Raw genomic sequence first — 17,408 nt, 5'->3', positions numbered from 1 at the left:
AAACGCACGTATGACCAACAGAAACCGCAAGATCGCGGGAGAGACGGGCGCGGGAGTGCTCGCGGGACGGGGGACGGGCTGATGCCGCAGGGACAGCCGAGCAACGTGCCCGCTGACGGGTTGACGACCCGGCAGCGGCGGCACCGGCCACTGCTGATCGTCCATACCGGACAGATGAAGGGGAAGTCGACGGCTGCCTTCGGGCTGGCGTTGCGGGCCTGGACGGCCGGTTTGCCGCTCGGCGTCTTCCAGTTCGTCAAGAGCGCCAAGTGGCGGGTGGGCGAGGAGAACGCCTTCCGGGCGCTCGGCGAGGTGCACGAGCGCACCGGCCAGGGCGCGCCGGTGGCCTGGCACAAGATGGGCGAGGGCTGGTCCTGGATCCAGCGCGGCGGCGACGCCGACCACGCCGCCGACGCCCTGGAGGGCTGGCGGCAGATCCAGCGTGACCTGGCCGCCGAGCGCTACGGGCTGTACGTGCTGGACGAGTTCACCTACCCCATGAAGTGGGGCTGGGTGGACGTCGACGAGGTGGTCGCCACCCTGGCCGACCGCCCCGGCTTCCAACACGTCGTGATCACCGGTCGGGACGCCGACCCGCGCCTGGTCGCCGCCGCCGACCTGGTCGCCGAGCTGACCAAGGTCAAGCACCCGATGGACGCCGGCCAGAAGGGCCAGAAGGGCATCGAGTGGTGAGCGCGCACTGGGCGTTGCCCCGGGTGGTGGTCGCCGCCCCGGCCAGCGGCCACGGCAAGACGACGGTGGCCACCGGGCTGCTCGCCGCGCTGCGCCGACGGGGCCTGACGGTCAGCCCGCACAAGGTCGGCCCCGACTACATCGACCCCGGCTACCACGCCCTCGCCGCCGGGCGACCCGGGCGCAACCTCGACCCGTTCCTGGTCGGGGCCGACCGGATCGCCGCCCTGCTGCGGCACGGCGCGAGCGTGCCCGCGCCCGCCGACATCGCCGTGGTCGAGGGCGTCATGGGCCTGCACGACGGCGCGGTGGGCCGCCGCGACTACGCCTCCACCGCACACGTCGCCCGGCTGATCGAGGCACCCGTGCTGCTGGTGTTGGACACCACCGCGCAGGGCCGGTCGGCCGCCGCGCTCACCCTCGGCATGGCCGCGTTCGATCCGGCGGTACGGATCGGCGGGGTGATCCTCAACCGGGTCGGCTCACCCCGGCACGAGACGCTGCTGCGCGACGCCCTCGCCGAGGTGGGCGTACCGGTGCTCGGGGCGGTGACCCGCGCCGCCGAGGTGGCCGCGCCGGCCCGACACCTCGGATTGGTGCCGGTCGCCGAGCGGGCACCCGAATCCGTCGCGATCGTCACCGCGCTCGCCGAGCTGGTCGAGGCCACCGTGGACCTCGACGCCGTGCTCGCCCTGGCCCGGACCGCCCCGCCGCTGACCACCCCCGCGTGGGACCCGGTCGCCGCCGTCGGCGGGCCGGCCGGCGTCGAGCGGCCACGGGTCGCCCTCGCCGGTGGTCCGGCCTTCACCTTCTCGTACGCGGAGACCGCCGAACTGCTCGCCGCGGCCGGCGCGGACGTCGTCACCGTCGACCCGCTGCGGGACCCGGCACTGCCCACCGGCACCCGGGCGGTGGTGATCGGCGGCGGCTTCCCCGAGGCGTACGCCCAGACGTTGGCCGACAACGCAGCGCTCCGCGCCGAGCTGGCCGACTTCGACGGGCCGATCGTGGCCGAGTGCGCCGGGCTGCTCTATCTCGGGCGGTCCCTGGACGGGGTGCCGATGTGCGGCCGACTGGACCTGACGGCCCGGATGACCGACCGGCTCACCCTCGGCTACCGGGAGGCCCTGGCCGTCACCGACTCCCCGGTGGCGCGCGCCGGCGAGCCGGTACGCGGCCACGAGTTCCACCGCACCACCACCGACCCGGGGCACGGGGACGCACCGGCGTGGCGCTGGAACGACACCGAGCACGGCTTCGTCGCCGGCCGGGTGCACGCGTCCTACCTGCACACCCACTGGGCCGGTCACCCGGACGCGGCCCGTCGACTGGTCGAGGCGTGCCGATGAGCGTCGACGCCACGCTCACCGGGGTGGGCGTCGGACCGGGCGACCCGGAACTGCTCACCGTCAAGGCGGTGCGGCTGCTGGGCGAGGCCGACCTGGTCTTCGTACCCGTGATGGCGGACCGGGTGGCGCCCACCGCGACCGCCGGTCCGACGCCCCCGGCTGCGGACGCCGGGCGGGCCGAGGCGACAGTGCGCTCCCACGTCGCGGCGGACCGGCTGCGCCGGCTGCCGTTCGCGCTGGACGACCGGGGTGGGGTCACCGCGCGCCGGACGGCCGCCTGGGACGACGCCGCCCGGGTGGTGGTCGAGGCGATCGACGCGGGCGCGCGGTCCCTCGCGTTCGCCACCATCGGCGACCCCAACGTCTACTCCACCTTCGGTTACCTGGCCCAGAGCGTCCGCGCGCTGCGCCCGGCGGTGCGGGTGGCGACAGTGCCCGGCGTCACCGCCATGCAGGAGCTGGCGGCCCGCAGCGGCACCCCGCTCTGTGAGGGACGCGAACCGCTCACCCTGCTGCCGGCCACCGCGGGCCTGGCGCTCTTCGCCGACGCCCTCGCCGGGCCGGGCACCGTCGTCGCATACAAGGGCTGGCGGCGGCACCCGGAACTGCTCGCCGAACTGCGCCGGCAGGGCCGCCTCACCGACGCCGTGCTCGGACGCAGCCTGGGGCTGCCCGGTGAACGCATCGGGCCGGTCGACGACACCGAGCACGACCTGCCCTACCTGTCGACGCTGCTGGTTCCGGCCCGCCGCGAGCACCGAGGAGGAAAGCTGTGACCAGCGACGGCAAGGTGTGGTTCGTCGGAGCCGGCCCGGGGGCGGCGGACCTGCTGACCCTGCGGGCCGCCCGGGTCATCGCCGAGGCGGACATCGTGATCTGGGCCGCCAGTCTCGTGCATGCCGACGTGCTCGACCACGCCCGCCCTGGAGCGGAGATCGTCGACTCGTCGCAACTGCCCATCGAGGGTGTGCTGCCGCTCTACGAGCGCGCGGCCGAGCAGGGGCTGACCGTGGCCCGGATCCATTCCGGAGACCCTGCGCTGTGGGGCGCGGTGCAGGAGCAACTGGACCTGTGCCAGGCGCTCGACCTGGCCGTCGAGATCGTGCCCGGGGTGTCCTCGTTCACTGCCGTCGCGGCGATCATCGGACGGGAGCTGACAGTGCCCGAGGTGGCCCAGTCGGTCATCCTCACCCGCCTCGAAGGCGGCAAGACCCCGATGCCGCCCGGCGAGCGGGTCCGCGACTTCGCCCGGCACGGCACCACCATGGCGCTGTTCCTCTCCGCCGCCCGCTCCGGGCAGGTGCAGGCCGAACTGCTGGCCGGCGGCTACCCGGAGGACACCCCGGCCGTGGTGGCGTACCAGGCGACCTGGCCCGACGAACTGGTGGTGCGCTGCACGGTCGGCACCCTGGAGGCGACGGTCAAGCAGCACAAGCTGTGGAAGCACACCCTCTTCCTGGTCGGGCCGGCCCTCGCCGCCGAGGGCACCCGCTCGCACCTCTACCACCCCGGGCACTTCCACACCTTCCGACGGGCCGAGCCGGCCGCCCGCGCCGAGCTGCGCCGCCAGGCCGGCGCCCGCACCGGGGGGACAGCCACACCGGGGCACACACCATGACGTACGCCGAGCCGCCGCTGCGCGAGCCGGACCTGCCGCGGACCGCGAAGGTCCGGCCCACCGCGCTGCGCACCGGCTGGACCACCGGCGCGTGCGCGACGGCGGCGGCCAAGGCCGCAGTCACCGCGCTGGTCACCGGCACCACCCAGCAGGAGGTGGAGATCGGCCTGCCCGCCGGACGCCGGGTGCGCTTCCCGGTCGAGCGCTGCGAGGTGACGGGCACCCCACCGGTCCGCGCCGAGGCGGTGGTGGTCAAGGACGCCGGGGACGACCCGGACGTCACCCACGGCGCCGAGCTGACCGCCACCGTGAACTGGACCGACGTCCCTGGCCTGCGGCTGGCCGGCGGTGCCGGCGTCGGCACGGTCACCAAACCCGGCCTCGGGCTCGCGGTCGGCGGCCCGGCGATCAACGACACCCCCCGCCGGATGATCGGCGAGGCGGTGGCCGAGGTGGTCGACCTGAGCGAGGTCGGGGTCCGGGTGGTGATCAGCGTGCCCCGGGGCGAGATCATGGCCCGCAAGACCACCAACCGCCGGCTCGGCATCCTCGGCGGCATCTCGATCCTCGGCACCACCGGGATCGTCCGCCCCTTCTCCACCGCGTCGTGGCGGGCCAGTGTCGTGCAGGCCGTGCACGTGATGGCCGCGCAGGGCGAGCCGACAGTGGTGCTCTGCACCGGCGGGCGTACCGAGCGGGCCGCCCGCGCGCTCCTGCCCGACCTGCCCGAGGTCTGCTTCGTCGAGGTCGGCGACTTCACCGGAGCCGCGGTGACCGCCGCCGTGGGTGACGCGATGACCGGGGTGGTCTTCGTCGGCATGGCCGGCAAGCTCGCCAAACTCGCGGCCGGCATCCTGATGACCCACTACACCCGCTCCAAGGTGGACCTCTCCCTGCTCGGCGCGGTGACCGCCGAGGCCGGCGGCGACCCGTCGCTCGTCGCCGCCGTGACCGAGGCGAACACCGGCCGGCACGCGTACGAGCTGTGGGAGGCCGCCGGGCTGCTCGCCCCGGCCGGCGACCTGCTCTGCCAGCGGGTCCGCCAGGTGCTGCGGCGCTTCGCCGGGCCGACGGTCACCGTGGACGTGGCGATGGTCGACTTCGCCGGAGCGCGCGTCGTCGCCTCGTCCGGCCGGTGGCCCCGATGACGCGGATGGCGTCGGGTGCCTCGGTGACGCCGATGGCGTCGGTGGCCCCGGTGACCGCCGTGACCGTTGTCGGCCTGGACGCGGCGGGCGCACCGCCGCACCCCGCGCTCGCACCGGTGCTGGCCGCCGCCGGGCTGGTGGTCGGGGCCGCCCGGCACCTGGCCGCGGTGCCCGTACCGGCCGGCGCGGACACCATCACCCTCGGGCCGATCGCCCCCGCACTGCGCCGCCTCGCCGAGACCGTCGGCGCCGGGGTGCCGGCCGTGGTGCTGGCCAGCGGCGATCCTGGCCTGTTCGGCATCGTCCGGCGGCTGCGCGTGGCCGGGCTGCCGCTGCGGGTGGTGCCGGCGGTGTCCAGTGTGGCCGCCGCGTTCGCCCGCGCCGGGCTGCCCTGGGACGGTGCCGCCGTGGTCACCGCGCACGGGCGCGATCCCCGAGCCGCCCTGAACGCCTGCCGGGCGCTGCCGCTGGTCGCGGTGCTCACCGCGCCCGGCGCCGGTGCGGCCGAGCTGGGCGCCGGCCTGATCGGCTGGTCCCGCCGTCTGCTGGTCGCCGAGGACCTGGGAACCGCCGCCGAACGGATCCGCGCGGTGACCCCCGAGCAGGCCGCCGCCGAGTCCTGGGCCGATCCGCACGTCCTGCTCAGCCTCGCCGACCCCGTACCCGCCGACCCCGTACCCGCCGACTCCGCGCCCGCCGACGCCCCGTCCGCCGACGTCACGCCCGAGCGGGGCGCGGCCAGCGGCATGCGCGCCGACAACCAGCCCGCCGCCGCGCCGGCTGGCGGCTGGGCGCTGCCGGAGAACCGGTACGCCCACCGCGACTCCATGATCACGAAGTCGGAGGTGCGCGCCCTCGTCGTCGCCCGACTGCGCCCCCGACTGGGCCGGCTGATCTGGGACATCGGGGCGGGCAGCGGCTCGGTCGGCATCGAGTGCGCGCTGCTCGGCGCGGCCGTGCTCGCCGTCGAACAGGACCCCGAGGCCGGTGCCACCATCCGGGCCAACTCCGCCGCGCACGCCGTGCACGTCCGGCTGGTTACCGGACGTGCCCCGGCGGCGCTGGTCGACCTCCCCGAGCCCGACGCGGTCTTCCTCGGCGGCGGCGGTGTCGACGTCCTCACCGCCGTGCTGGCCCGCCAACCCGAGCGGGTGGTGCTCACCCTGGCCGCACTGGACCGGGTCGCGCCGGCCGTGGGTCTGCTGCGCGCCGCCGGCTACACGGTCGAGGGCAGCCAGCTCTCCGCCGCCCGCCTCGCCGCCCTGCCTGGCGGGTCGATCCGTCTCGCGGCCACCAACCCGGTGGTCGTCCTCACCGGGGAGCGCCCGTGACCGACCAGAACCCGCCCGCCCGGATCGGCCTGGTGGCGGCGACCGCCGCCGGCCGCCGGCACGCCGACACCCTGACCGCAGCCTGGCCGCACGCCCGGCTGGTCGAGGGGGAGACCGTCGCCGACGCGCTGCGGACCGCCTGGGCCGGGTGTGACGCGGTGATCGCGTTCCTGGCCACCGGCGCGGTGGTGCGGATCGTCGCGCCGCTGCTCGACGACAAGCGCACCGACCCGGCGGTGGTGGTCGTCGACGAGGCGGCCCGGCACGCCGTGGCACTGCTCGGTGGGCACGCCGGCGGTGGCAACGCCCTCGCCGAGCAGGTCGCCGCCGTGCTGGACGCCCGACCGGTGATCACCACAGCCACCGACGCGGTCGACCTGCCAGGGCTGGACACGCTCGGCTGGCCCGTCCAGGGCGCGGTCGCCGCGGTGTCCCGGGCCATCCTGGACGGCGAGCCGGTCCGGCTGATCGCCGACGCCGACTGGCCGCTGCCCGCCCTGCCCCCGAACGTGCGCGCCGCCGACGAGGACCCGACGGACGACGGGTACCGGCTGTTGGTCACCGACCGGGTGGTGCCACCCGACGAGCGGACCGCCGTGCTGCGGCCGCCGTCGCTGGTCGCCGGCGTCGGCGCGAGTCGGGGCGTACCCGCCGCCGAGGTGGCCGAGCTGCTGCACCGTGTGCTGGCCGAGAGCGGCCTCGACCCGGCGAGCCTGCGCTGCCTGGCCACCGCGGACATCAAGGCTGACGAGGCGGGCATCCGCAGCACCGTCGACGCGCTCGGCGTACCCCTGGTGACCTGGCCGGCGACGCGGCTGGCGGCGGTCGACGTACCGCACCCGAGCGAGGTGGTCCGCGCCGCGGTCGGCACGCCGAGCGTGGCGGAGGCCGCGGCCCTGCTCGGCCCGGACGGCCGGGCCGACGACGCGACGCTGCTGGTGGGGAAGACCGCGACGGCGATGGCCACCGTGGCGGTGGCCCGGCACGCGCCACGCGGCCGGCTGGCCGTCGTCGGCCTCGGGCCGGGCGCCGCCGACCTGCGCACCCCCCGCGCGGTGGCCGAGTTACGTCGCGCCGCCGTGGTGGTCGGCCTCGACCAGTACCTGGAGCAGGTCCGCGACGTGCTCCGCCCCGGCACCCGGGTGCTCTCCAGCGGGCTGGGCGCGGAGGAGGCGCGGGCGCGCGCCGCCGTCGCCGAGGCCACCGCCGGCCGGGCGGTCGCGCTGATCGGCTCCGGCGACGCCGGGGTGTACGCGATGGCCAGCCCCGCCCTGGAGTACGCCGACGAGCGCATCGACGTGGTGGGCGTGCCCGGCGTCACCGCCGCCCTGGCCGCCGGGGCGCTGCTCGGCGCGCCGCTCGGCCACGACCACGCCTACCTGAGCCTGTCCGATCTGCACACCCCGTGGGAGGTCATCGAGCGGCGGGTGACCGCCGCCGCCGAGGGTGACTTCGTGACGCTCTTCTACAACCCGCGCAGCCGGGCCCGCGACTGGCAGCTCGGCAAGGCGCTCGGCATCCTCGCTGCGCACCGGTCACCGGACACCCCGGTAGGTGTGGTGCGCAACGCCAGCCGCCCCGGCGAACGGGTGCACCTCGCCACAGTGGCCACGCTCGACCCGTCCATCGTCGACATGTACAGCGTCGTGGTCGTCGGCAGCAGCGACACGCGGCTGGTCGCCGGCCGGATGGTCACACCCCGGGGGTACCGGTGGCGTCCGTGACGATCGACGCCTGCCAGGGCTGTGGCGCCTGCCTGCTCACCTGCCCCACGCACGCGATCCGACCGGTCGCCGGTGGCCTCACGGTCCGGGCCGACCGGTGCACCGGCTGCCTGGAGTGTCTGGAGATCTGCCCGGTCGACGCGATCCGCGTCGTCGAGCCCGACCCCTGTGAAGGAGCCCGATGAGCCGGGTGGTGCACCCCATCGAGGCCGAGTCGTACCGCATCCTGCGCGAGCGCGTCGACCTGTCGCACCTGCCGCCGCTGAGCCGCGCGGTGACCGAGCGGGTCGTGCACGCCAGCGCCGACCTCGCGTACGTCGACGAGCTGGTCTGCGACGAGGCCGCCCTGGAATCGGGGCTGGCGGCGCTGCGCGCCGGGGCGCCCGTGGTCACCGACGTGGCGATGGTCGCGGCCGGCATCACCCGGGCCGGCCTGGAGTTGGTCTGTCCGGTCGCCGAGCCGGCCGCCGCCGCCCTGGGCCGTTCGGCCGGGATCACCCGCTCGGCGGCGGCCGTCCGGATCGCCCTGGAACGGGTCGGACCTGCAGCGGTCTGGGTGGTCGGCTGCGCGCCCACCGCGCTCGTCGAACTGCTCACCCTGGACGCCGCACCGGCGCTCGTCGTCGGCCTGCCGGTCGGCTTCGTGGGCGCCGCCGAGTCGAAGGCGGCGCTGCGGGCCAGCGGCCTGCCCGCCGTGTCCAACGTGGGGGAGAAGGGTGGCTCGGCGGTCGCCGCCGCCGCCCTCAACGCCCTGCTCTACGTCGAGGAGAAGTCATGACCGGGTTGGTCATCGTCGGGCACGGCACGCGCAGCGCGGCCGGGGTCGAGCAGTTCGCCGCTCTCGTCGAGCGGGTCCGCGGTCGCGGTGACATCGGCGACGTCGAGGGCGGCTTCATCGAGCTGTCCCGCCCACCGCTGACCGACGCGGTCGGCGCGCTCGTCGCCCGCGGGCACCGGGCGCTGGTGGCGCTGCCGCTGGTGCTCACCGGCGCCGGTCACGGCAAGGGCGACATCCCCGCCGCGATGGCCCGGGAACAGCAGCGCCACCCCGGGCTGAGCTACCGCTACGGCCGCCCGCTCGGCCCCCACCCGCTGCTGCACGAAGCCCTCGAACAGCGCATCGACGCCGCACTGGCCGACGCCGACCGGGCCGACACGTGGGTGGCGTTGATCGGGCGGGGGTCCACCGACCCGGACGCCAACGCGGAGGTCGCCAAGGTCGCTCGGCTGCTCTGGGAGGGACGCGGTTACGCGGGTGTGGAGCCGGGGTTCATCTCCCTGGCGCAGCCGTCGGTGCCGGCCGTGCTGGAGCGGCTGCGCCGCCTCGGCGCGCGGCGGATCGTGGTGGCGCCGTACTTCCTGTTCGCCGGGGTGCTGCCGGACCGGATCGTCGCCCAGTCGGCGGAGTTCGCCGCCGCCCACCCCGACCTGGACGTCCGGGTCGCCGAGGTGATCGGCGACTGTGACGCCCTCGCCGACCTCGTCCTGGAGCGGTACGCCGAGGCGCTGGGCGGGGACATTCGGATGAACTGTGACACCTGCGCGTACCGGGTGTTGATGCCCGGCTTCGCGGACAAGGTGGGTCGCCCGCAACGCCCGCACGACCACCCCGACGACCCGGTCGGCCACCACCATCATCACGGGCACGCACACCACGGGCACGACCACGACCATGGCTCGGTCGCCGTGGTCGGCGGCGGGCCGGGGCCCGACGACCTGATCACGGTACGCGGAAAGGCGCTGCTCGACGCGGCGGACGTCGTGGTGGTCGACCGACTCGCCCCGCAGGGGCTGCTCGCCGGACTGCGCCCCGACGTGCTGGTGGTCGACGCCGCGAAGGTGCCCCGTGGCCCGTCGATGGCCCAGGAGGCGATCAACGAGGCCCTGGTGTCGCACGCCCGCGCCGGTCGCCGGGTGGTCCGGCTCAAGGGTGGTGACCCGTACGTCTTCGGGCGCGGCCACGAGGAGGTGCAGGCCTGCGTGGCGGCCGGCGTCCCGGTGACGGTGGTTCCCGGAGTGAGCAGCGCTCTCGCCGCACCGGCCCTCGCCGGCGTGCCGGTGACGCACCGGGGCGTGGCCCATGACGTCACGGTCGTGTCGGGACACCTGCCGCCCGGGCACCCCGACTCGCTCGTCGACTGGGCGGCGCTGGCCCGGGCCCGGGGCACCGTCGTGCTGTTGATGGCCGTCGACACCATCGCCAAGATCGCGACCGTGCTGATCGAGCACGGACGTGCCCCGGCGAGCCCGGTGCTGGCCGTGCAGGACGCCGGGCTGCCCGACCAGCGATCGGTGCCCGCCCGGCTGGACGAGATCGGCGCTGTCGCCGCCCGGGAGGGCGTCGGGCCGCCCGCCGTCTTCGTCCTCGGCCCGGTGGTAGCCCTCACCACCACCGGGCCGACGGCATGACGACTACTCGCTGCGGGCGGTCTCCGGCCCGGTGATGCGTTCCAGCAGCGGCAGGGTGGAGGCGATGACGCCGAGGCAGGCTGCCAACCCGACCACGACGATCACGTAGAAGCCCGGCTGCGGCGCGACGAGGGTGTAGTCCATCTGCGCCCGTAGGAACAGGTGGGCGGCGAGGAGGCCCATGCCGATGGCGACGGCGGCGACGGCGAGCATCGGCAAGGCGCTCTCCAACGCCACCACCCGACGCAGGACCCGCACCGGCGCGCCGCTGAGGCGCAGCAGGCTGAACGGGCGTCGGCGTTCGGTGAGACCGCCGATGACGCTGACCGCGAGGCTGCACCCGCCGAGCGCGAGGCTGGCGATGATGATGACGTTGGCCAGTTGCTCCCAGCCGCGCAGCGTGTTCGCGAAGTCCGACTCGAAGTCGCCGGGCACGTTCGGCCCCACCCAGAAGGTGGGGAAGGCGACCTCCAGAACGGTGCGGGTGCGCTCGACGGCGGCCGCGGAGCCGTCCGTGCCGACGACCATCGCCCCGACCGGTAGCCGTTGGAGTTCGTCGAGGGTGAGCGACGCGGCGGGCCAGACCGTCGCGGACGACGCCGACTCCCGCCAGCGGCTGAGGCCCAACGGCACCTCGATGACGCTCGCGTCGTCGGCGCACCGGCCGTACGCGCTCGGGAGGTCGGTGCACGCGATCACCCCGACCTCGCCGGAGTCGGTCACTCCCGGGTTCTCGCGGATGGCGGTCGCGGAGCGCACCCCGGTGATCGCCCGCAGCTCGGTGAAGAGCGTGTCGGGCACCGACGCTGCCTCCTCGTCGAAGACGGTGGTCACCGTGCCCGCCTCCGTCGAACCGGTGGGCGCCGGACCGCGGTTGGCGACGATCGTGGTGATCACGCCGACGGACACGCTCGTGACGAAGAGCGCGAGCATGATGCCGCTGATCGCCCGAAAGCCGGCCTTCGGGTTGTCGGCGAGGCGTCGCGCGGCGATGAGCGTGGCCGGGCGGTTGGCGTACCTGGCCATCACCCGGGCGCCGACCATCGTCAACCACGGGCCGGCGAAGACCAGACCGGCCATGATGAGCAGCAGCCCGGGCAGGAACACCGCGGCCTGGCCGTCGGACGTCTCGGGCCGGAAGCCGATGGCGAAGCACAGCACGGCGACGCCGAGCACCATCGGGATCAGCCGGTACGCGCGCGGCGCCCGGGGGGTGACCCGCCGGGTGACGCCCAGCGGCGAGATTCGGACCCGGCGCAGTGAGACCTGGGCTGCCAGCGCCGCGCCGGCGGGGACGCCGAGCGCCACCATCAGGACGTCCAGCACCCCCAGGGCCATGTCGCTGGGGAAGAACGGCATGCCGGTGAACGGGATGCCCGCGAGCGGGTCGCGGAAGGCGTAGAACAGCCCGAAGCCGACGGCGGTGCCGGCGACGGCGGCGGCGGCCGCCTCCACGGCGGCGACCATCGAGATCTGCCGGGGCGTCGCGCCGACCAGGCGCATCGCGGCGAAACGCTGCTCCCGGCGGGCGGCGCTGAGCCGGGTGGCGGTGCCGATGAAGATCAGCACCGGGAACAGCAACCCACCGGCGATCACACCCAGGATGAGGTTCACCGTGGCCTCGGGGAGGGCGGGGGTGTCCCCGACCCTGGTGACCTGCTGCGCGTTGGGCAGTTTGGCGACCTGCTCGGGGGTGCCGCCGGCGATGACGAGCAGGGTGTCCGGCGAGGTCAGCGCGGCCGGGCCAACGGTGCCGAGGTCACGCCCCGGGTAGCGGTCGCCCAGCTGGTCGGCCGGGTGGGCGGCCAGCAGTTCGCGAAACGCGGGCGAGGCGTAGTACTCGCCGGGACCGGGGGTGGTGGGGATACCGACCGGGGTGGGCGCGGTCGAGCCGGTCGCGGCGACGTCGATCCGAATGATCTGCTCACCGTGGAAGAAGTCCTGCCGGTTCGACCACCACAGCGGGTCGGCGTCGCCGGCCGAGGCGCTGGGATACATCGACGCGTACCGGGTGAGCTGGGAGTTGACCGCGTTGACCCCGGCGAGGGTGGTCAGCAGCAGCCCGCTACCGATCGCGACGGCGGCGGCGATGACGACCAGGCGGGTGAGCGCCTCACGGCCGCCGGCCACGGCGAGGCGGAGCCCGAAGCGGATCACGAGGCGATCCGATCCGGCGCGTTCACGCGCCCGTCGCGGACCATGACCTCGCGGTCGGCGTACGCCGCGATCCTCGGCTCGTGGGTGACCAGGATGACGGTGGTGCCCTGCTCGCGGGCGGCACCGACCAGCAGATCCATCACCTGCTCGCCGGTGAGCGAGTCGAGCGCGCCGGTCGGCTCGTCGGCGAAGAGGACCTGCGGCTCGGCGACCAGGCCGCGAGCCAGGGCCACCCGTTGTGCCTGCCCGCCGGAGAGCTCACCCGAACGCCGCTGCTCCAGGCCGTCCAGCCCGAGGCGCGCGAACCAGGCTTCCGCCTTGGGAAGCGCCTGCTTGCGGTGTACGCCGCTGAGCAGCAGCGGCAGCGCGACGTTCTCCACCGCGGTCAGCTCGGGGACGAGTTGACCGAACTGGAACACGAAACCGAACCGGTCCCGGCGCAGGCTGCTGCGCTCGGTCTCGGCCATGGCGTGCACCCGGGCCCCGTCAAAGAGGATCTCGCCGGAGTCGGGCACCAGGATGCCGGCCAGGCAGTGCAACAGGGTGGACTTGCCCGAGCCGCTGGGACCCATGACGGCGAGGATCTCGCCCGCCTCCACGGCGACGCTGGCGCCGCGCAGGGCCGGGGTCTGACCGAAGGAGAACTCCACGTCGCGCGCTTCGATCATGACGCTCACGGCCGTACCTCTTTCCGCAGGGCGTCCAGTCGGGCGCCGGTCATCTCGATCCATCGGAGGTCCGCCTCCAGGTGGTAGAGGCCGTGGTCGGCGAGCAGCGCGTCGACCAGGCTGCCGGCGCGCTTGATCTCGGTCAGCTCACGCATCCGGTGCAGGTGCGCGCTGCGCTGGGTGTCCAGGTATTCGGCGGCTGGCCGGTCCAGCATCAGCGCGAGCACGACCTTGGCGAAGAGCACCGTCTGCAGGTGCGGCTCCGGGTCGACCGGCTGGGTCAGCCACTGCTCGACCTCGGTCGCGCCGACGTCGGTGATGATGTAGCGCTTGCGGTCGGGGCCGGAGCCGGGGGCGACGTCGCTGATCACCACCTTGCCGTCGCGGGCCAGTCGGCTGAGGGTGGAGTAGACCTGGCCGAACGGCAGTGGCTTGCCCCGGCCGAAGAAGGCGTCGTAGTCGCGCTTCAGGTCGTAACCGTGGCTGGGCTCGCGTTCGAGGAGACCGAGAAGGGTCAGTGGCACGCTCATGCCAGCAGACTACACCCAGGGTATACCTCGCGTATATACCCTCGGTGTGTTGTGGGTCGTCCCTGGTCCAGGCATTGGTGGGGACGGAATCGGGCGTGGCGCGGCTGCTGTGCGGTTAGCCGGTCAGGGCGCGGGCCAGGGCATAGCCGGCGGTGGCAGCGGCGAGCCCGGCGGCCACGCTGCCGAGCACGTTGGCCAGCGCGAGGAGCCGATGGCCGCCCCTGGTCAGCCGCAGCGTCTCATAGCTGAAGGTGGAGTAGGTGGTCAGCGCGCCGCAGAACCCGGTGCCGAGCAACGCGCTGACCGCCGGGCCGGCCGGCCACCCGACCAGGACGCCGAGCAGCAGCGACCCGCCCACGTTGACGAGCAACGTGCCCCAGGGGAACGCCGAACCGTGCCGGGACTGCACGGCCCGGTCGGTGAGATACCGCAACGGCGCGCCGACGGCCGCGCCCAGGGCGATGAGCAGGACGGTCATCGGGTCGCCCGCCGCAGCAGCCCGGCGGTGACGGCATCGCCCAAGGCGACCGCGGCGAGCGCCCCGAGCAGCGTCGCGGCAAGGTACGCCAGCGCGGTGCCCGGCGCGCCCACGACGATCGCCTGCTGGACGTCGACCGCGTAGGTGGAGAAGGTGGTGAACCCGCCGAGCGCCCCGACCCCGAGGAACGGGCGAGCCAGCGGGGGACCACCGTCGAGGTGCCCGAGCACCGCCATCAGCACGCCGATCAGCAGGCAGCCGAACGTGTTGATGGTGAACGTGGCCCACGGGAAGCCGGTCGGTGGGTGCGGGACGGCGTGTTGCAGGCCGGCCCGGGCCAGCGCGCCGAGCACCCCGCCGGCCGCGATCGTGGCGAGGACCGTCGCGGGGCGCGCGGTCAGCTCGCTGCGGTCGGCGGGGACGCGCAGGTCGACGTCGGGGTCGGTACGCGGCTCGAACGGCTCTGGCACGACTCCTGAGCGTAGTGCCGGCGGCAGCGGCGTCAGCGCACTGCCGGCGACAGTGGCGTCAGCGCACCGCCGCGACGGCGGCGTCCGGGCCGCCTCGCCAGACCGTGCCGACCTCGCTGAAGCCGGCCGCGGTGAGCGCGGCCAGGTGCCAGGAGACCGGCGGGTTCCACTCGGGGCTGTGTCCGGTCGGGTAGATGGCGTGTCGCTGGGCGACCAGCGGGGCGAGCGCCGGGTCGGCGCCGGCCCGCTCCCACCAGTCCGACCAGGACAGCGTCGAGCCGGCGGCGTACCGGGCGTTGCGCCGGTCCCGGGCCCGGTCCATCAGGCGCTTGGTCAGCTCCGGCAGGGTGTCGTCGATCATGTGATCGGCGTTGACGAAGACGCCGCCCGGTCGCAGCACGTCGCGCAGCTCGGCGTAGAGCTGCCCGAGCCGGTCGGCCGGCAGCCAGTGCAGGGCGGTGGCGGTGAGCACGGCGTCGTACTCCTGGTGCGGCAGCGTGGAGCGCCACTCGGGGGTGCCGAGGTCGGCCGTGATGATGGTGGCCCGGTCGGCCAGCGAGGCGCTGGCGATGGCGAGCAGCGCCGGGTCGAGGTCGACCAGTGTGGTCTCGGCGGCGGGGAAGCGCGCCAGCGTCCGCAGCGAGATGGTGCCGGTGCCGCCGGCCAGGTCGAGCACGCGCGGCGGCCGGCCGTCGAGGACCGCGTCGACGGTGTCGAGCATGGCGGTGAACCGCTGCTCCCGGTCCGGGAGGTAGGCCTCCTGCTGACGGTCCCAGCTCTCCTGCCAGGCCCAGGGATCCACAATGTAAGGACTCATAGCGATCAGGCTAGTTACGGCACGAGCGGGTTGTCCAGACCTTGTTGCACATCTTTTGCAATTGCGAGAAGATCGCGGGGCGATGATCAGAGCGACGCCGGGTCGGGCATCCGCCCGGCCCGGCGTCCTCCTCCCGGCGAGGTCAGACCGGGGCGTCCACCAGGCTCGCGTCGGCCTGGGTCGGCTCGTCGCGGCGCGCCAGCCGCAGCGCGCCGAGGAGTACTCCCAGGCCGATGAGGGTGAGTGCGGCGCCGGCCCAGATCGGCGAGGTGTAGCCGAGTCCGGCGGCGATGGTCACCCCGCCGATCCACGCGCCCAACGCGTTGCCGAGGTTGAACGCGGCGATGTTCGCCCCGGACGCCAGGGTCGGCGCCTGGTGCGCGTACCGCATGATCCGCATTTGCAGGGGCGGCACGGTGGCGAAGCCGAACCCGCCCATCAGCACCAGGGCGACGATGGTCAGCACCGGGTTCGTGGCGGTCAGCGCGAAGCCGACGAGCACCACGGTGAGCACCGCCAGAACGGTGACCAGGGTGCGCGACAGTGACCTGTCCGCCGCCCGGCCGCCGAGCAGGTTGCCCGCGAAGAGCCCCACGCCGAAGAGAACGAGCAGCCACGGCACCGTGCTGGTGGCGAAGCCGCTGACCTCGGTCAGCGTGTAGGCGATGTAGGTGAACGCGCCGAACATCCCACCGAAGCCCAGAATGGTGATCATCAGGGAGAGCCAGACCTGCGGGTGGGTGAAGGCGCGCAACTCGCCGCGCAGCCCACCGGCCGGGCGGTCGGCGTTGGCGGTGTCGCCCGCCGGGATGAGCAGGGCCAGCCCGATCAGAGCGACCACCCCGATGGCGGTGATCGCCCAGAACGTCGACCGCCAGCCGAAGTGCTGCCCGAGGAAGGTGCCGAACGGCACGCCGAGCACGTTGGCGATGGTCAGGCCGGCGAACATCATGGCGATTGCGCCCGCCCGGCGGGCCGGCGCGACCAGGCCGGCGGCGACCACGGCGCCGATGCCGAAGAACGCGCCGTGGCAGAGCGCGGCGACGATCCGGCCGGCCATCATCACGGCGTAGTCGCCGGCGACGGCGGAGAGCAGGTTGCCGATGATGAAGAGCACCATCAGGCCGAGCAGCACGGGTTTGCGCGGCAGGCGGGTGACCGCCGCGGTGAGGGCGACCCCGCCGACGGCCACGCTGAGCGCGTAGCCGGAGATCAACCAGCCGGCCACCGGCTCGGTGACCGCGAAGTCGGCGGCCACCTCGGGCAACAGCCCCATGATCACGAATTCGGTGAGCCCGATGCCGAAGGCGCCGATGGCCAGCGCGATCAGGCCGGGCGGCAGGGACTTGTGGCGTACGGACATGGTCTTCCCGTCGGGAGGGGGCAAATATACGGCGCGTGCAACTACACGCGCCAGCAACGAAATACTTGCACGCGCTTTATATCGGCGCAAGCGTGGTAGTCTGGGGTCCGTTCAGATCACACCCAGGAGGCCGGCATGGGCATCGCCGACGACGCGGTCGAGATCCGCGCGCAGGGCTGGCGCACCCTCGCCGCCCTGCACGGGCTGATCGAGACATCCCTGGAGCGGGCCCTGCAGGCCGGCCACGACCTCTCCGTCGTCGAATACACGGTGCTCGACGCGCTCTCCCGCCAGGACGGCTGGCACATGCGGATGAGCCAGCTCGCCCGCGCCGCCGCGCTCTCCGGCAGCGCCACCACCCGGCTGGTCACCCGCCTCGAACAGCGGGGGCTGCTGACCCGCATCCTCTGCGCCGACGACCGGCGCGGCATCTACACCGAGCTGACCCCGGCCGGCTCCGAGCTGCTCGCCCAGACCCGACCCACCCACGACCGGGTGCTCACCGACGCGCTCGCCCAGGCGGAGGCCACCCCCGAGCTCGCGCCGCTGGTCGACGCCCTGCACCGGCTGCCGGCCACCCGCTGACCGCCCCGCCGGCCCCGGCGACAGCGGGCGTACGGTACCCGCAGCCCCACCGGGACCGCCGCGCCAAG

The 17,408-nt window shown here is 74.5% G+C and carries 18 protein-coding genes; 11 read left to right on the top strand and 7 right to left on the bottom strand.

The genetic code is table 11. From position 1 onward, the window contains the following. Positions 1-81: 81 nt before the first annotated feature. The 10 genes from cobO to cobA are packed head-to-tail and all read left to right on the top strand — an operon-like array spanning position 82 to position 10,272. Positions 82-693, top strand: coding sequence for a cob(I)yrinic acid a,c-diamide adenosyltransferase (cobO, locus tag ACQRWP_RS11605; RefSeq protein WP_430502235.1), 612 nt, complete (start codon positions 82-84; stop codon positions 691-693). After that, on the top strand, positions 687-2,042 hold the full coding sequence (locus ACQRWP_RS11600) for a cobyrinate a,c-diamide synthase (protein ID WP_430502234.1): 1,356 nt from the start codon (positions 687-689) through the stop codon (positions 2,040-2,042). The genes cobO and ACQRWP_RS11600 overlap by 7 nt, the downstream gene beginning before the upstream one ends. Then, positions 2,039-2,818, top strand: a complete 780-nt coding sequence (cobI, locus tag ACQRWP_RS11595; protein ID WP_430502233.1) for a precorrin-2 C(20)-methyltransferase — start codon at positions 2,039-2,041, stop codon at positions 2,816-2,818. The genes ACQRWP_RS11600 and cobI overlap by 4 nt, the downstream gene beginning before the upstream one ends. Then, the gene (cobM, locus tag ACQRWP_RS11590; protein ID WP_430502232.1) at positions 2,815-3,660 is read left to right on the top strand and encodes a precorrin-4 C(11)-methyltransferase; all 846 of its coding nucleotides are present in this window, start codon (positions 2,815-2,817) and stop codon (positions 3,658-3,660) included. Before cobI ends, cobM begins: the two co-directional genes overlap by 4 nt. After that, entirely contained in the window at positions 3,657-4,808 is a 1,152-nt protein-coding gene (locus tag ACQRWP_RS11585; RefSeq protein WP_430502231.1) for a cobalt-precorrin-5B (C(1))-methyltransferase, read from the top strand. Before cobM ends, ACQRWP_RS11585 begins: the two co-directional genes overlap by 4 nt. After that, positions 4,796-6,139, top strand: coding sequence for a precorrin-6y C5,15-methyltransferase (decarboxylating) subunit CbiE (cbiE, locus tag ACQRWP_RS11580; RefSeq protein ID WP_430502230.1), 1,344 nt, complete (start codon positions 4,796-4,798; stop codon positions 6,137-6,139). Before ACQRWP_RS11585 ends, cbiE begins: the two co-directional genes overlap by 13 nt. Beyond that, on the top strand, positions 6,136-7,863 hold the full coding sequence (gene cobJ / locus ACQRWP_RS11575) for a precorrin-3B C(17)-methyltransferase (RefSeq protein ID WP_430502229.1): 1,728 nt from the start codon (positions 6,136-6,138) through the stop codon (positions 7,861-7,863). Before cbiE ends, cobJ begins: the two co-directional genes overlap by 4 nt. Then, positions 7,851-8,048, top strand: a complete 198-nt coding sequence (locus tag ACQRWP_RS11570; RefSeq protein ID WP_430502228.1) for a DUF362 domain-containing protein — start codon at positions 7,851-7,853, stop codon at positions 8,046-8,048. Before cobJ ends, ACQRWP_RS11570 begins: the two co-directional genes overlap by 13 nt. Next, entirely contained in the window at positions 8,045-8,641 is a 597-nt protein-coding gene (locus ACQRWP_RS11565) for a precorrin-8X methylmutase (RefSeq protein WP_430502227.1), read from the top strand. Before ACQRWP_RS11570 ends, ACQRWP_RS11565 begins: the two co-directional genes overlap by 4 nt. Further along, entirely contained in the window at positions 8,638-10,272 is a 1,635-nt protein-coding gene (gene cobA, locus ACQRWP_RS11560; RefSeq protein ID WP_430502226.1) for a uroporphyrinogen-III C-methyltransferase, read from the top strand. The genes ACQRWP_RS11565 and cobA overlap by 4 nt, the downstream gene beginning before the upstream one ends. 3 nt (positions 10,273-10,275) lie before the next feature. Here cobA and ACQRWP_RS11555 read toward each other — a convergent pair whose 3' ends face one another. From ACQRWP_RS11555 to ACQRWP_RS11525, 7 genes are all read right to left on the bottom strand, one after another. Beyond that, complete coding sequence (locus tag ACQRWP_RS11555; RefSeq protein ID WP_430502225.1) at positions 10,276-12,429, bottom strand: FtsX-like permease family protein; 2,154 nt, start codon at positions 12,427-12,429, stop codon at positions 10,276-10,278. Further along, positions 12,426-13,106 carry an ABC transporter ATP-binding protein gene (locus tag ACQRWP_RS11550; RefSeq protein ID WP_430502224.1) on the bottom strand — a complete coding sequence of 227 codons (681 nt, stop codon included), beginning with the start codon at positions 13,104-13,106 and terminating at the stop codon, positions 12,426-12,428. Before ACQRWP_RS11550 ends, ACQRWP_RS11555 begins: the two co-directional genes overlap by 4 nt. After that, positions 13,103-13,627: a PadR family transcriptional regulator gene (locus tag ACQRWP_RS11545; RefSeq protein ID WP_091398392.1), complete on the bottom strand. Its 525-nt coding sequence runs from the start codon at positions 13,625-13,627 to the stop codon at positions 13,103-13,105. Before ACQRWP_RS11545 ends, ACQRWP_RS11550 begins: the two co-directional genes overlap by 4 nt. A 115-nt stretch (positions 13,628-13,742) precedes the next feature. Then, positions 13,743-14,105, bottom strand: a complete 363-nt coding sequence (gene crcB / locus ACQRWP_RS11540) for a fluoride efflux transporter CrcB (protein WP_430502223.1) — start codon at positions 14,103-14,105, stop codon at positions 13,743-13,745. Next, positions 14,102-14,575, bottom strand: coding sequence for a FluC/FEX family fluoride channel (locus ACQRWP_RS11535; RefSeq protein ID WP_430502222.1), 474 nt, complete (start codon positions 14,573-14,575; stop codon positions 14,102-14,104). The genes crcB and ACQRWP_RS11535 overlap by 4 nt, the downstream gene beginning before the upstream one ends. A 58-nt stretch (positions 14,576-14,633) precedes the next feature. Continuing rightward, complete coding sequence (locus tag ACQRWP_RS11530) at positions 14,634-15,392, bottom strand: class I SAM-dependent methyltransferase (protein WP_430502221.1); 759 nt, start codon at positions 15,390-15,392, stop codon at positions 14,634-14,636. Between the two features lie 142 nt (positions 15,393-15,534). Then, positions 15,535-16,755 carry an MFS transporter gene (locus ACQRWP_RS11525; RefSeq protein ID WP_430502220.1) on the bottom strand — a complete coding sequence of 407 codons (1,221 nt, stop codon included), beginning with the start codon at positions 16,753-16,755 and terminating at the stop codon, positions 15,535-15,537. A 135-nt stretch (positions 16,756-16,890) separates the two neighbouring features. On the opposite strand from ACQRWP_RS11525, the gene ACQRWP_RS11520 reads away from it, so the two are divergent. Continuing rightward, complete coding sequence (locus ACQRWP_RS11520; protein ID WP_091398381.1) at positions 16,891-17,340, top strand: MarR family winged helix-turn-helix transcriptional regulator; 450 nt, start codon at positions 16,891-16,893, stop codon at positions 17,338-17,340. Positions 17,341-17,408 lie beyond the last annotated feature (68 nt).

Source organism: Micromonospora trifolii, from assembly GCF_050516465.1.
Taxonomy (GTDB): domain Bacteria; phylum Actinomycetota; class Actinomycetes; order Mycobacteriales; family Micromonosporaceae; genus Micromonospora; species Micromonospora trifolii.
This window is presented reverse-complemented; position numbering and strand designations above follow the sequence as displayed.

Excerpts from the sequence above, each read along its gene's own strand:
- crcB (WP_430502223.1), bottom strand. The coding sequence starts at position 14,105 with ATGACCGTCCTGCTCATCGCCCTGGGCGCGGCCGTCGGCGCGCCGTTG.
- cobA (WP_430502226.1), top strand. The coding sequence starts at position 8,638 with ATGACCGGGTTGGTCATCGTCGGGCACGGCACGCGCAGCGCGGCCGGG.
- ACQRWP_RS11545 (WP_091398392.1), bottom strand. The coding sequence starts at position 13,627 with ATGAGCGTGCCACTGACCCTTCTCGGTCTCCTCGAACGCGAGCCCAGC.
- cobI (WP_430502233.1), top strand. The coding sequence starts at position 2,039 with ATGAGCGTCGACGCCACGCTCACCGGGGTGGGCGTCGGACCGGGCGAC.
- ACQRWP_RS11525 (WP_430502220.1), bottom strand. The coding sequence starts at position 16,755 with ATGTCCGTACGCCACAAGTCCCTGCCGCCCGGCCTGATCGCGCTGGCC.
- cobO (WP_430502235.1), top strand. The coding sequence starts at position 82 with ATGCCGCAGGGACAGCCGAGCAACGTGCCCGCTGACGGGTTGACGACC.
- ACQRWP_RS11565 (WP_430502227.1), top strand. The coding sequence starts at position 8,045 with ATGAGCCGGGTGGTGCACCCCATCGAGGCCGAGTCGTACCGCATCCTG.
- ACQRWP_RS11585 (WP_430502231.1), top strand. The coding sequence starts at position 3,657 with ATGACGTACGCCGAGCCGCCGCTGCGCGAGCCGGACCTGCCGCGGACC.
- ACQRWP_RS11520 (WP_091398381.1), top strand. The coding sequence starts at position 16,891 with ATGGGCATCGCCGACGACGCGGTCGAGATCCGCGCGCAGGGCTGGCGC.
- ACQRWP_RS11530 (WP_430502221.1), bottom strand. The coding sequence starts at position 15,392 with ATGAGTCCTTACATTGTGGATCCCTGGGCCTGGCAGGAGAGCTGGGAC.